General features: G+C 62.7%; 10 protein-coding genes. 4 read left to right on the top strand and 6 right to left on the bottom strand.

Features of this window, described 5'->3' with window-relative positions:
* Nucleotides 1-3: 3 nt before the first annotated feature.
* Together bmt and CIT26_RS22355 are read right to left on the bottom strand one after the other, a co-directional pair.
* Nucleotides 4-1020 carry a betaine--homocysteine S-methyltransferase gene (gene bmt / locus CIT26_RS22360; protein ID WP_095494572.1) on the bottom strand — a complete coding sequence of 339 codons (1017 nt, stop codon included), beginning with the start codon at nucleotides 1018-1020 and terminating at the stop codon, nucleotides 4-6.
* Between the two features lie 89 nt (nucleotides 1021-1109).
* Nucleotides 1110-1952, bottom strand: coding sequence for a helix-turn-helix domain-containing protein (locus CIT26_RS22355; RefSeq protein ID WP_095494571.1), 843 nt, complete (start codon nucleotides 1950-1952; stop codon nucleotides 1110-1112).
* A 237-nt stretch (nucleotides 1953-2189) separates the two neighbouring features.
* Here CIT26_RS22355 and CIT26_RS22350 point away from each other — a divergent pair, with 237 nt between their 5' ends.
* The 4 genes from CIT26_RS22350 (at nucleotide 2190) to CIT26_RS22335 (ending at nucleotide 6066) form a co-directional block, all read left to right on the top strand.
* Nucleotides 2190-3191, top strand: coding sequence for a fatty acid desaturase (locus CIT26_RS22350; protein WP_425350368.1), 1002 nt, complete (start codon nucleotides 2190-2192; stop codon nucleotides 3189-3191).
* A gap of 83 nt (nucleotides 3192-3274) precedes the next feature.
* The gene (locus CIT26_RS22345; protein ID WP_095494570.1) at nucleotides 3275-4096 is read left to right on the top strand and encodes a phosphate/phosphite/phosphonate ABC transporter substrate-binding protein; all 822 of its coding nucleotides are present in this window, start codon (nucleotides 3275-3277) and stop codon (nucleotides 4094-4096) included.
* Between the two features lie 93 nt (nucleotides 4097-4189).
* Nucleotides 4190-4852 carry a hypothetical protein gene (locus CIT26_RS22340; protein WP_143747892.1) on the top strand — a complete coding sequence of 221 codons (663 nt, stop codon included), beginning with the start codon at nucleotides 4190-4192 and terminating at the stop codon, nucleotides 4850-4852.
* Nucleotides 4819-6066, top strand: a complete 1248-nt coding sequence (locus CIT26_RS22335; protein ID WP_095494568.1) for a hypothetical protein — start codon at nucleotides 4819-4821, stop codon at nucleotides 6064-6066. Before CIT26_RS22340 ends, CIT26_RS22335 begins: the two co-directional genes overlap by 34 nt.
* On the opposite strand, the gene CIT26_RS22330 is transcribed toward CIT26_RS22335, so the two are convergent.
* From CIT26_RS22330 to CIT26_RS22310, 4 genes are all read right to left on the bottom strand, one after another.
* The gene (locus CIT26_RS22330; protein ID WP_095494567.1) at nucleotides 6033-7352 is read right to left on the bottom strand and encodes a M24 family metallopeptidase; all 1320 of its coding nucleotides are present in this window, start codon (nucleotides 7350-7352) and stop codon (nucleotides 6033-6035) included. The genes CIT26_RS22335 and CIT26_RS22330 overlap by 34 nt on opposite strands.
* 25 nt (nucleotides 7353-7377) lie before the next feature.
* Nucleotides 7378-9072, bottom strand: a complete 1695-nt coding sequence (locus CIT26_RS22325; RefSeq protein ID WP_143747891.1) for an ArnT family glycosyltransferase — start codon at nucleotides 9070-9072, stop codon at nucleotides 7378-7380.
* A 91-nt stretch (nucleotides 9073-9163) separates the two neighbouring features.
* Entirely contained in the window at nucleotides 9164-11737 is a 2574-nt protein-coding gene (locus CIT26_RS22320) for a GcvT family protein (protein ID WP_095494565.1), read from the bottom strand.
* Nucleotides 11738-11915: 178 nt separating this feature from the next.
* Entirely contained in the window at nucleotides 11916-13493 is a 1578-nt protein-coding gene (locus CIT26_RS22310; RefSeq protein ID WP_095494793.1) for a trimethylamine methyltransferase family protein, read from the bottom strand.
* Between the last annotated feature and the right edge of the window lie 57 nt (nucleotides 13494-13550).

Raw genomic sequence — 13550 nt, 5'->3', positions numbered from 1 at the left:
TTGTCAGGCGCGGCTGCGTCGGCGCTCGCGGCGGGCTTCGCTGGTCTCGGCGGTGTTGACTGTCGCCTGCTTGTTGCGCATCGGGCCGATGCGCTCGACGATTTTCTCGACGGTCGGGCGATCCGATCTGGTGTGCGCGTCGAGTGCCTTGCGCATGGCGGCTAGGTGGGCGAACGAGGTGCCGCAGCAACCGCCGACGATTTTGGCGCCGGCATCGACGGCGAGCCTGACATAGTCGGCCATCAATTCGGGCGTGCCGGAATAGTGGATTTCGGCGCCGCGGAATTCCGGAATGCCGCAATTGCCCTTGACGATCACCGTCGCCTCCGGCTTCGCCTCGGTCATATCGAGCAGCGAGGCGAGGATGTCGGAGGCGCCGACACCGCAATTGGCGCCGACACCGAGCGGCGCCTGCGATAGCCCATCGGCGACGCCGTGGATGTCCTTCGGCAATAGCCCCATCATGGTGCGGCCGGCGGTGTCGAAGGAGCCGGTATAAGTATAGGGCAGGCCGACGCGGATCGCGGCTTCGGCTGCGGCGCGGATTTCGTCCGGCGCCGACATGGTCTCGATCCAGGCGACTTCGGCACCGCCGGCCTTCAGGCCCTCGATCTGTTCGGCAAAGGCCTCGACCGCCTCGTCATAGGTCATGGCACCGAGCGGCACCAGCAACTCGCCGGTCGGGCCGACCGAACCCGCCACGATGACCTTGCGGCCGGCTTTATCGGCGACAGCGCGGGCGATCTCGGCGGCGCGCTTGTTCAGCGCATGCACGCGGTCTTGCGCATGGTGCAGCTTCAGCCGGTGGCGGGTGCCGCCGAAGGAGTTGGTGAGAATGATGTCGGCGCCGGCATCGACAAAGTTCTGGTGCAGGCTGGTGATGGTGTCGGGAGCCGTCTCGTTCAGCAACTCTGGAGCCTCGCCGGCCTCGAGCCCCATGGCGAACAGATTGGTACCGGTGGCGCCATCGGCAAGCAGAACGCCCTTTTCGGCAAGCAGCGCGTCAATTGGATTCGTCATTGGAAATACGCCTTCCGGGAATTCTTTGTCGAGATAAGGATATAAAGAAATCTTTATATGGCGTCAATGTCGGCGCGGCAAACAAGCCGTCAAAATCGCGTCTCCGCCAGCCTTTGCGTAAAGCTGGCCGCCTCATGCGCGTTGACGTCGGCGGCGCGGATCAGATTGTCGAAATGGCTGGTCAGCGTGCGGACCGGCTGGGTCGCGTTCAGCACCAGATACATGTCGCCGACATAGATGGCGGCGCGATAAGGCCCAAAGATGGTGTAGGGGATCGAATAGCGCATGCGCCCGTCATAGAGAAACAGGCGGAAGGTGGGATAAAGGTCGTCGAGCAGCGTCGCCATGTGAAGAAGCTGCTGGTGGCGGTCGGCCTCAGGGAAACGGTCCCAGACGCCCAGTCCGCGCGCAAAGATCTCCAGCGTGTGGCGCGGCATGCAGACTTCCATGTCGGTTTCAGGCCGCCGGTTGTAGTCGATGCGGTACTGCGTCTCACCGGCCTGCGCCTCGCGGCTCTTGTTGGCAATACCAGCCTCGTAGTCGACAAGCGCCTCGGTGCGCAGAAGGTCGGGAATGCCGGCCGGCACGTAACGGATTTTCGTGCCCGCAGCCTCGGCATGCCATTTGGCCAGCAGCGTGCGGTCGAAGCCGTCGGCCGCTTCCTCGATCTCCAGGCTTTCGCGGATTTCACCGGTGACGCCTTCGTCCTGGCTGAGGCCAAGCAGCCAGTCGAGCGACACCTTGAATTCGGCGGCGATGTTGAGCAGCGTTTCGGCGCGGGGAAGGCGTGTCGAGGCGCCGGACAGCAACTGCGAAAGCGCCGAGCGGTCGATGCCCACCGCCGTCGCGAAGGCGGACTGGTTCAAGTCGGATCGTGTCAGGAGCATTTTCATGCGCTCCCGAAAGATCGTCGACAGGTCGCGTTTGTCCATATCGTCATTCCGGCTATTGGGAGGAAAAAAATCCGCCGAGGCCACTAAACTGGCACATCGGGCGTAAATGAATCCGCCAGCTCGTTTACAATTAATAACATGTGCGGCTTAAAATGCGCAATCGCAACATTTTGTGCGCTTTGTCTCATTGCAGCATCTCAATGCTCCTGACACAATGCTGTCAGGAATCAAAACGGTTCCGGCGACTGGAAGGGCAGTGGTCGATCCATGACGAGCATGAATAACAGACGACGCAATGCACCGGCCATCGAATGGCCGACCGTGTTTCTCGCGTTCTTCTGTTACGGCACCTGGCTCGCAGCCGGCCTGTTCCTGTGGCCGTCCTATCCGCTGCTGGCGCTCGTCGTTCTGGCCTTGATGGCTGCGCTGCAATCCTCGCTGGCGCACGAAGTCCTGCACGGCCATCCGACCCGCAATGCGCAGCTCAACGAAGCTTTCGTCTTCCTGCCGATCGGTCTCGTCTGGCCGTTCCGTCGGTTCAAGACCATCCATCTGCGCCACCATGCCGACGAACGGCTGACCGATCCGCTTGACGATCCTGAAAGCTACTACAAGGCGCTGTGGCACCATGACGAATTGCCGCCGGCGATGAAGTTCCTGCTGAAAATCAACAACACCATGATCGGCCGCCTCATTCTCGGCCCGTGGCTGTCGTGCACCGGCTTCTTCATCGACGATGCCAAGCAGATGCTTGCCGGCGACAAGGTGATCCGCAAGGCATGGCTGCTGCACGCCATCGGCCTCGCCGTGGTGCTGGCGGTCGTGCAGTTCGGCTTCGGCATCCCGCTGTGGCTCTACGTGCTGGTGCCGGTGTGGCTCGGCCAGTCACTGATCTCGATCCGTACCTTCGCCGAGCATCAGTGGTCGGAGCATCCGGAAGGCCGCACGGTGATCGTCGAGCGTTCGCCGCTGTCGTTGCTGTTCCTCAACAACAATTTGCATTTCGTCCATCACAAGAGCCCGACGGTGGCTTGGTATCGGCTGCCGAAGTTGTTTCGCGAGCGCCGTGACGAGTGGCTACGGATGAACAATGGCTACGCCTATCCAAACTATTTCGCGCTACTCAAGGCTTATGCGTTCAAGGCGAAGGAGCCGATCGTACACCCGGTGCTGCGGCGCACGCCGGAGCCGGGCCGGGCGTTCAAGCCGCGCGTTCGGGCGCGCAGCCTCAATGGGCTTGGCAGTGCACCGGTGCCCGCCGAGCCGCCGAAAGAATGAATTTTGCGGCATCGCCGGCTGCGATGCCCAGGTGCGCGTCAATGGTCTCGTCAGTCTCTCAGCGTAACGACCAAAATCCCGGCATGAGCAATTTCGTTGCCGCCTTGCCGATGTATGACTGGCCCGAAATGCGGAGCGAGGTCGATGCCGAATGGGCACGGCTGCGTGATGCCTTCCGGCAAAGAGGCATCGACGCGCCGCAGACCATCGCTCGCGTCAATGCCGATCTGTGGCCTGTAGACGGCGGCATCCGTGACGCCGCCGGAAAGGTGATCGCGCCCGATCCAGCGACGCTGCCGCCGGACGAACTGGATTTTCACGGGCTTTGGCTGCATCCGGCGCTGCTGTTCGCACAGACCTGCTGGGGGCCGATGGAACTCGGCCTGTCGGAGCATGTCCAGGTGGTCGGCCAGCCGAGCTACGACGCATACGAGGGCGGGCAGGGCGAACTCTATTCGAGCGCCATCGTGATGCGCGCGGACGGCTCGCCGTCTGTTCGAGCACCTGATGACGGCAGCCCTCTTGTTCCTCTCGACCTGCTGCGCAGCATGCGTTTCACCTTCAACCACTCCGATTCGATGTCGGGCTTCGTCGGGCTGACGCGTGACCTGGAGGCGCTGGGCGAAAGCCTGAACATCTTCTCTGAGCGCAGCGAAAGCGGTGGCCACCGCGCCTCGATCGTCGCGATTGCCGAGGGCAAGGCCGATGTCGCGGCCATCGACTGCCAGAGCTGGGCGCTGGCGCGGCGCTTCGAGCCTGCAGCGGAAGCGGTCACGGTCGTCGGTTGGACAAGGCGGCGCAGGGGCCTGCCGTTCATCACCGCCAGGACGACACCGGAGCCGGTCAAGAACATCCTGGTCGACCTGCTGTCCTCTCCCGGAGCCGTCGGCACAACCGTTCGCTAACTCTGATTGGCAATAGACCCAGGCCGGGGCTGATCTTTACGCGACCGTCACCAGGTGCGTGCAACCTGCGCGCGACTTCGCGGGGACAGCACCATGGCCGTGGCAACCATTCAGAGATGGACATTTCGGACAGTGCTGCTGGTCCTGGGGCTGGCGGCCCTGCCATGCCTGCTCTTGCCGCAGATCGCGATCGTCGCGGCGATCAGCATCGTGGGCATCCCGCTCGCCCTGGCGATGGCGCTGATCCCGCCGGTGTTCCTGTTCCTGCTGTTGACATGGGCCATCAGCTTCGGGGTCCCGGCCCGACTGGCCTGGTTGACGAGCCCGCTGATCGCGGTGGCGCTGCTTGCGTTGCCACCTTTCATAATCAACAGGTCAATGGACCAGACCACGATGGCGCTGGTATCGGGCGACAACGACCGGATCGTGCGGCCGTTCCGGGCCGAGACGCTGGCGGTTCGCTCCGGCCGGACAGTCCTCTGGAAAAAGACCCAGACCCGCTGTGATGATTTCTGCATGCGTGCGCTGCTGACCCGCAGCGCCCGGCGTATCATGGTGCTCGACTATGCCGCGGACATGCCGGAGCCGGACTTTTCAGCCATCGTCCGGACTTTCCACATGGAGCGCCGGACCTCATGCCCGCCAGTCGAGCTTGTCGACATTCGCCTCCTTGATCTCGACAAGGGTCCGCGGCGCGGAATGCGCCGAAGGCTTCGGAGCGCATGCGGCTCGAAATCGCCAAGGGCAATTGCCTGATCGAATCCGAGGCGCCACTTGCCGAAGCTGACACGGTGATCAGCGCCGGGCAGATCGAGCGTGGGGCGAACGACTACCAGGCGGGGCTCAATCCGACCGCCGACACGATGTCGGTCTACCGCATCTCTGTGCACAACAAGGACGGAGCAACCTTCTCCGAGGTCTACAGATGGACGGGCGTTGCTTCCTACCGGCTGCTGCTCCTGCTTTTGCCGAGCTATGTGACCGGCTATCAGTTCGATATTCGCGTTGGCTTCCCGAGAACGCTCGACCTCACCCATATCGTCCAATTCGCAGATCGGCCCGATTGGAGCGCGTTTGTAATCGGCACGCTCGGCATGGACCTTACGCTGCCAGCGGTCGACGGTTCGGAAGATGCTGCTGCCATCCTGGCAGCGAAGCTCAGTCAGCCAGGCCCCATCGACGCCGTCACCAACTCTCTCGTCAATGATTTCTTCGATAGGCTGCGCGACAGACGGGCTGCGGCGCAGGCCGATGTCGATCTGGCCATAGCGATTCTCGGCGACCGACGTCTGGACGTTCCGGACAGCGTCTTCGCAGCGGCGAACTATGCGAAGGATGTGGCGCCCGAGAGCATGGTGCGGCTTGCCGACGCGCTTTTCGCGCGGCTTTTCGAACTGGACATCAAGGTCAGCAAGTTCGATAACATCGAAGCACCGCAGGCCGGGCGCCTGGCCAGCGCGATCCAGTACCTGCCCGAACAGGTGATCCCGGAGCACCGTGCCGATCTCGAAAGACTGGCAAAGGATACGCCCCGGCGCGTCGCCGCTTTTCCGGCTCTGACGAGGCTTTCCGTGCTCGGTGCCGATGCCATTCCGACAATGCTCTATTTGATTGACGACGCGGTGCTGCAGCCGCGCGACAAGGGCAATTTCTGGCAGCATTCCTACCTGGCGGGAGTGCAGGGCCTTTGCCAACTCGGCGAGCGAGGCGCTCCCGCCATCGAGCCATTTCTGGAGCGTATCCGGGCGGGGATCATCCCGCTGCATGCCAGCTATGGTGACCTGGCGATCAACACGTTGGCCGGCATGGGCGCCGACAAGGATACGCTCCGGCAAGTCTTTCCGGCCAAGGATCGGGATTCCAATCGGCACGGTTCGACCGCGTCTTTGACCAGGCAAGGCGCAAAATCGACTGCAGCTACTGAGCTTTTCGTCCGTCAGCCGCCGAGCAGCCGCTCGTCGAGCGGATAGGTCGAAAGCTGCTCGTTGCCGGTTTCGGTGATCAGGATCTGCTCTTCGATCTTGACGCCCTCGCGTCCGCCAAGCCGGCCGATATAGCTTTCGACGCAAAGCACCATGCCTGACACGAGCACGCCGTCGGGCGTGTCTTCAGTCCAGTCGATCGCATGCGGCAGCGTCGGGTATTCGTCGGCCAGGCCGACGCCGTGATAGAGCACGCCGTAGCGCGCCGGGAAACAATCTCCGGGCGGCACCGCCGAGCGTTCGACAAGGTCGCGGAAGGATATGCCCGGCTGCATCAGGCGGATGTTGTGGGCGATCTGGTCGGCGGCGATGCGAAACAGCTCGCGTTGCTCGTTGGACGGCTCGGTGTCGCCGCAGAGCCAGGTGCGCGACAGGTCGGCGCAGAAACCGTAGGGGCCGATCAGGTCGGTATCGAAAGCGACGAGATCGCCGGCTTCGATCGTTCGCGACGAGCATTCCTGGAACCAGGGATTGGTGCGCGGGCCTGACGTCAGGAGCCGGGTTTCGACCCATTCGCCGCCACGCGCGATGTTGCCGCGGTGGAGTTCGGCCCACAATTCATTTTCGGAAATGCCTGGCCTCAATGCTGCTTCCATCTCGCCCATCGCCGCCTGGCAAGCGACGATCGACCGGCGCATGGCCAGGATTTCGTCGGCCGATTTGATCAGACGTGCATTTTCCATCAGCGCTTCGCCGTTGCCGATCGAGATGCCGAGGCGGGCGAGTTCTTCGACGCCCTCGGGATTGATGTAGTCGACGGCGATGCGGCTGATACCGCCGCCATGCTCCCTCACCAGATCGGCGATGCCGGCCGCCCAGCGGCGGACTTTTTGCTCGGTCAGTTCGCCGCTGTAGAGATACATCCACGACACTGCCGGCCGCACCTCGTCGACGACGCCGGAATGGTCGGAAAGGTGCTCGCAGGAAAAATAGTCGAACAGCACCACCGGGCCTTCGGTGGCAACGTAACAATGTCTTGTCGGATTGTGCGCAACCCAGAGCTGCATATTGGTCGAGTCGGTCGCATAGCGGATGTTGATCGGATCGTAGAGCAGGGCTCCCGCATAGCCGCGGCGCTTCAGCTCGGCGCGGATGCGGTCGAGCCGGTACTGACGCATTGCGGGCAGGTCGGGAGCAGCAATGCCGGCGGCGTGCCACTCGGCTTCCGCCAGTGCGCCATAGCCAAGCACATGCTGGTTGAGCTCAGCGGCCTTCCGCCGCGACTTCAGGCGCAACGCATCGATGGAGCCTGCTTCGTCCGGCTCGAACGGCATGATCCTGCGGTGACGAGGAGGCCGATCAGTCGGGTTCCTGTCCACCCTCGGCTCCTTTGCTGACGCCTTCCTCCGGCGCTGTGGCTTTTTCCGCAGCCATTCTCTTCAATCTTATATACGCGCCGGGCCGGGCAGACTTGTCGGTGCTAGGCAATAGCGGAATCATGATTTGCCTTGGTTGGCCGTCCGGCTCATAACCGGCTTTTTTGAGCTGCTCCAAAATCACCGGCCGCGGATCGTCGCGGTCAAGCCAGACGAGTACGGCCGGCTCTTGCACCAGCCTGTCGAAATTCGGCACTTCCTGGTCAAGCGCGACCAATTTTTCGTCGACCAACCGCAGATTTCCGACCCATGCACCGTCGGATATTGCGGTTTTCACCGGCCCGTCGGCACTCAGCTGGCGATAGAGTGCCGCGTAATCCACCCGGATCATCCGCGAGAGACCACTGGTCCCGTTTATCTGGAAGTACCAAGTGGCGGGCGCGAGCAGAACGGCGATGATCGCTCCGGCCGCGATCACCAGGAGCTGGGCGTCCCTGCCGCGTGGTGAGAGCCGTTCCATATAGGCGGCCATCGCCAGCGGCAAGATGACCAGGACCGGGACCAGCCAACGGGCCTTGACCTCGGTCACGCCGGTGGCCAGCACAAATATCGCCAGCATGGCCAAGCCGAGCGCCAAGGTACGCCACAAGAGAACTTCCCTGGCCGGAGCTTTGGGGCGACGCTCGGAGAAACGAAACCCCGTCAGCGCGAAAGCCAGCGCGGAAACGAGCACCGGCAAGACAGCGAAATTGAAGGTCCCCATGATAAACTTGCCGGCGCCGGTGGCCGCGGCCGTCATGCGCCCCTGCTGTAGGTCTATTCCGAACTTCTCGCCTCTCGCCAGCAAATCGGCAGGATGCATGAGGCTCCAATATGTGGTTGGCGCCAGCACCACTATCGCGACGGCAACGCTGATTGCGAATTTCGGATCGAGGATCGCGTCGCGCAACTCGCGCAGCGACAACACCGCCGCAACAAGCGCTGCCACCAGGAATACGTCGTTGTATTTGGCAAGAATTGCCGCAGCCGTTGCCAAGCCAAACACCGCATAGGCGATCACGCTTCGCCGCTCGATCAGATTAGCCATCGCGAGCAGCAGCAGCGCGCAGAAGCCGACAACGGCGACCGAATGCGACAAGGCCCGCTGCGATTCCCAGGCGATTTGCGGGATTGTGAAAAGTCCGAGCATGGCCGCCGCTGCCGTCGCTTTCGTGTAGCCGAACCGTCGCATGGCGGCGAACACACTGCAGGCGGCGAGGAACAGCACGGAGTATTTGACGAGCTTCAGCGTGAAAATGTTCGTGCCGAAAATTTGCGCGGCCAGCCAATTGATCCATGTGTAGAGAGGCGGTTGCGAGCCGCCATACCCAGCCCAAAGATATGGAAGATAAATCAGCTGCTCCGCGTCATCGACGCCGACGCCAGTTCCTGCCCAAGTGGCCAGCACGGACAATATGACGGTTTGCAAGGCCAAGTAGGCGGCGACCATGACGATCGCCGCCGGGAAGGGGCCGATCCTGCTCTCGGCAAGCCATTCGTCCCATTTCATCGAATACTTCAACGAATTCTCATCGCCGGTGCCAGTTGCCGCCGGCTCCGCTAGCATGAAGACCATGCCCCGCACAATGTGACAGCCGTGATCGCTGCCGGAGCGGCGGGCAGGCAAGTCGAATCGCACCGTCGCTCTCTCTTTTGTTCTGGCATCGGATTTCCTCAAATCGGTCCCACGCCCGGGTCAAGCGCGAGGGCTGGCATTTGGGTCCGCTGCTCTAGGTTCGCATCTTCTCGCCGCTCGGGTCGAAAGGCGGCTCGACATTGATGCGAGCCGGGCGCCGGCTTCCGAGGATTTCGATCTCGAACAGTCCGGCGCTCTCGTTCCCGGCCAAGGCCGCTGGCACATAGCCTTGCGCCATCGATTTCCGGACGTAATGGGCATAACCGCCGGAGGTGACCCAGCCGACCACGCGCCAGTCGCCGTCGACGATGCCGCGCACGGCCGAAGCGCCTTCCGCGGCCCTGGAGCCGCGCACCTCCTTGCCGTCCGTATCGAAACGCGGCGCACCATAGCCGTGCGGCTTTTCCACTGTGCCGTAGTCTTTGCCGTCGACCTTGGCCCAGATCGGTTCGTCGCCCATGACGTCGGCATCCGCGGCATCGACGATGAAGGAGACACGGCGCAGTTTTGGCCCTTCCGCCTGCTCCCTGGCCGCCGCTTCGCGTCCGATGAAGTCGTTCTTCTCCAGCTTGACGAAGCGGTCCATCGCGCCTTCGAACGGCCCGTAGATCGGACGCAGTTCGCGGAACCAGGTCGGAAAGTTCTTTTCCAGGCGCATCGAGAGCAGGGCGCGCATGCCGAAATCGACGACGCCAAACTCTTCGCCGGCATCCTTGATCGCCTTGTAGACCAGACGCTGGTAGGCCGGCGCCATCCAGATCTCGTAACCGAGATCGCCGGTATAGGTGATGCGATTGACCATGCAGGGCGCGCCGCCGACCGCCATCTCGCGGAAATCCATGAAGCGGAAGGCCTTGGTCGAGATGTCGACATCGACCAGCTTCTGCAGCAGGTCGCGCGATCTCGGCCCGGCGATCGACAAGCCGACCAGCGTCTGGTCAAAGCGGTGAATGCGGACGCTACCATCCTTCGGCAGGTGCTTCTCGAACCAGCGCATATGATACTTCTGCGCCGCCGACGAGCTCCAGATCATGAAGCGCTCTTCACCCGCCTTGGCGATGGTGAAATCGCCGATCAGCCTGCCGAATTCGTTCAGCATCGGCGTCAGCACGATGCGGCCGGTCTTCGGCATGCGGTTGGTCATCAGCCGGTTGAGGAAATCCTCGGTTGCCGGCCCGGAGACTTCGTATTTGGCGAAGTTGGCGATCTCGGTGACGCCGACCTTCTCGCGGGTCGCACGCACTTCCTCGCCGATCGGCCCGAAATCGTTGGAGCGATGAAAGGAAACGATGTCCTTCGGCTCCGCGCCTTTCGGCGCGAACCAGAGCGGGGTTTCGAGGCCCCAGCTATCGCCCATGACGGCGTTGTTGGCCAGCATCGTGTCATAGAGTGGCGTCGTTTGCGCCGGGCGCGCGGCCGGCAATTCCTCGTTGGGAAAGCGGATGGAAAAGCGGCGCGAATAGTTTTCGCGCACCTTGGCATTGGTGTAGCGCAGCGTCGCCCATTCGCCGAAGCGCGCCACGTCCATGCCCCAGACATCGAAGCCGGGATCGCCATGGACCATCCAGTTCGACAATGCCAGCCCGACGCCGCCACCCTGGCTGAAGCCTGCCATGACGGCGCAGGCGCACCAAAAATTGGTCAGGCCCTGCACCGGGCCAACGAGCGGATTGCCGTCCAGCGCGAAGGTGAAGGGGCCGTTGATGATCTGCTTGATGCCGGCCTTCTCGATGCCTGGGAAATGCTTGAAGCCGATCTCCAGCGACGGCGCGATGCGGTCGATGTCGGGCTGCAGCAATTCGTGGCCGAAATCCCACGGCGTATTGACCGGAGACCACGGCTTGCAGGCCTTTTCATAGGTGCCGAGCAGGATGCCGTTGCGTTCCTGGCGGGTGTAGATCTCGCCCTTGAAGTCCATAACGCCGATCATTTCGCGGCCGGTCGACTTGTTGAATTCCTCGACCTCCGGCATTGGCTCGGTCAAAAGGTACATATGCTCCATGGCCAGTAGCGGCAGCTCGACCCCGACCAAGCGGCCGATCTCGCGCGCCCACAGGCCGCCGCAGTTGACGACGTGGTCAGCCTTGACCGTGCCTTGCTCGGTAACGACGTTCCAGGTGCCGTCGACCTCCTGCGTCAGCTCGACGACGCGGTTGCGCAGCACGATCTCGGCGCCGAGCTTCCTGGCGGCCTTGGCATAGGCGTGGGTGGTTCCGGAAGGGTCGAGATGACCTTCGACCGGATCCCACATGGCGCCGACGAAATTCGTCTCGTCCATCAGCGGGAACATCGCCTTGGCCTCGGACGGCGTGATCAGCTCGGTGTCCATGCCGAGATATCGGCCCTTGGCGTGGGCAAGGCGCAGGAAGTCCATGCGCTCGGGCGTGTCGGCCATCATCACGCCGCCGGTCAGGTGCAGCGAACAGGACTGGCCGGAAAGCTCCTCGATCTCCTTGTAGAGCTGCACCGTATAGGCCTGCAGCTTGGCGACGTTGGGATCGCCGTTGAGCGTGTGGAAGCCGCCCGCCGCATGCCAGGACGAGCCGGAGGTGAGCTCCGAGCGCTCGATCAGCATGATGTCGTTCCAGCCGGCCTTGGCCAGATGGTAGAGCACCGAGCAGCCGACGACACCGCCGCCGATGACAACCGCTTTTGCATGAGATTTCATGAAGATAGTTCCGTTTTTGAAGAGATTGAATCGAGTGTGAGGGGCGTGAAAACAAAGCGGAGATCGGCGCCGGCTGGAATAATCTCACGCCCTTCCTCTACCCCGTCGACCGGGGGAGAGGTGTCGAGCGAAGCTCGACGGAGTGGGGGTAGACTACTCATCAAACCAATACAGATGGTCAAAAATCGGTCGGCGCGCCGCCTTCGGACCGGCGTTTGTCGACGAAGGCGTTGAGCTCCTCGCGGATAGCCTGGTTCATGTACGGCTCTTCATAGGAGGCCAGCCGCTCCTTCCAGACCCGGTTGGCCTTTTCGATAGCCGTCGGCGACCCGGCTTCCGCCCAGGTCTCGAAATTGCGCCAGTCGGAGATAACAGGCGAATAGAAGGCGGTCTTGTAGCGGTCCTGGGTATGCTGGGTGCCGAAGAAATGGCCGCCCGGACCGACGGACTGGATGGCGTCGAAGCCGAGGGCCTCCTCGGAGAGGTCGAGCGGGGTCAGGAACTCGGCCACCATCTGCAGCAGATCGATGTCCAGAATGGTCTTCTCATAGGAGCAGCGCAGGCCGCCTTCAAGCCAGCCGGCGGCATGCATCATCAGATTGCCGCCGCCCTGGATGGCGCCCCACAGCGAGAACACGCTTTCATAGGCCGCCTGCGCGTCGACCGTGTTGGCGGCGCAGGTGTTGGAGGTGCGGTAGGGGATGTTGTAGCGGCGGGCGAGCTGGCCGCCGACCAATTGCGCCTTCATGTATTCCGGCGTGCCGAAGGCCGGCGCGCCGGACTTCATGTCGACGTTCGAGGTGAAGCCGCCATAGCCGACGGGCGCGCCCTTGCGCACCATCTGGGCGAAGGCAATGCCGGACAGCGCTTCGGCATTCTGCTGCACAAGCGCGCCGGCGATGGTCACCGGCGCCATGGCGCCCGACAGGGTGAACGGCGTCACGATGACGACCTGGCCCTTGCTCGACATCTGGATGATGCCTTCCATCATCGGCACGTCGAGCTTGAGCGGCGAATTGGTGTTGATGATGGTGAACACCGATGGCTCTTCGAGAAGCTGTTCGTCGCTGATGCCGCGCGCGATCCTGGTGATCTCGATGCCGTCGACATTGCGCTCCTTGCCGAGCGAATAGATGTGGAACACCTTGTCGGTGAGCACGCTCAGATCGCGGATGCATTCGAGGTGGCGGACGGACGGATGGATGTCGATCGGCTCGACCGGATAGCCGCCCGTGCAGTTCAGGATGTTGTGCATCTGCGCAAGCTTGAGGAAGTTGCGGTAGTCCTGCTGGTTGCCCGGCCGGCGGCCGCGATCGATGTCGGAACAATTGGGCGCCGACGCCATCATCGAGATGATCAGATTGTCGCCGCCGAAGCGGACATTGTGCGCCGGATTACGGGCATGGATGGTGAATTCCGACGGGCAGTGAGAAACCAGCTCGAGGATCATGTCGCTGTCGAAGCGCACCCGCTCGCTGCCTTCGCGGACATCCGCGCCATGCGCCTTCATGATGCGCCGGGCCTCGTCGTGAAGCACGTCGACGCCGATTTCCCTGAGAACACGCAGCGAGGCGAGGTGGATCGATTCCAACTCGTCGTCGGAAACCAGCTTGGTCGGCGTCAGCGGAATTTTCAGCTGACGGAAAGGCGGCTGCTCGAACGCCGCCGATCCACCGGCGCGCTTTCCCGCGCGGCCGCCGCGACGGGCGCGGTCGTTTGCCAATGCCGGTTCGGCGGGATGAAGGGCGGCGGTCATGACAGGCCTCGTACGCTGCGACAGTGCGGCGACATAATGGACCGCCAGCCGTCCCGG

Origin of the sequence: Mesorhizobium temperatum (assembly GCF_002284575.1) — a bacterium.
Taxonomy (GTDB): Bacteria; Pseudomonadota; Alphaproteobacteria; order Rhizobiales; family Rhizobiaceae; genus Mesorhizobium; species Mesorhizobium temperatum.
The sequence above is the reverse complement of the archived record's forward strand: the minus strand, read 5'-3'. Positions and strand labels throughout refer to the sequence as shown.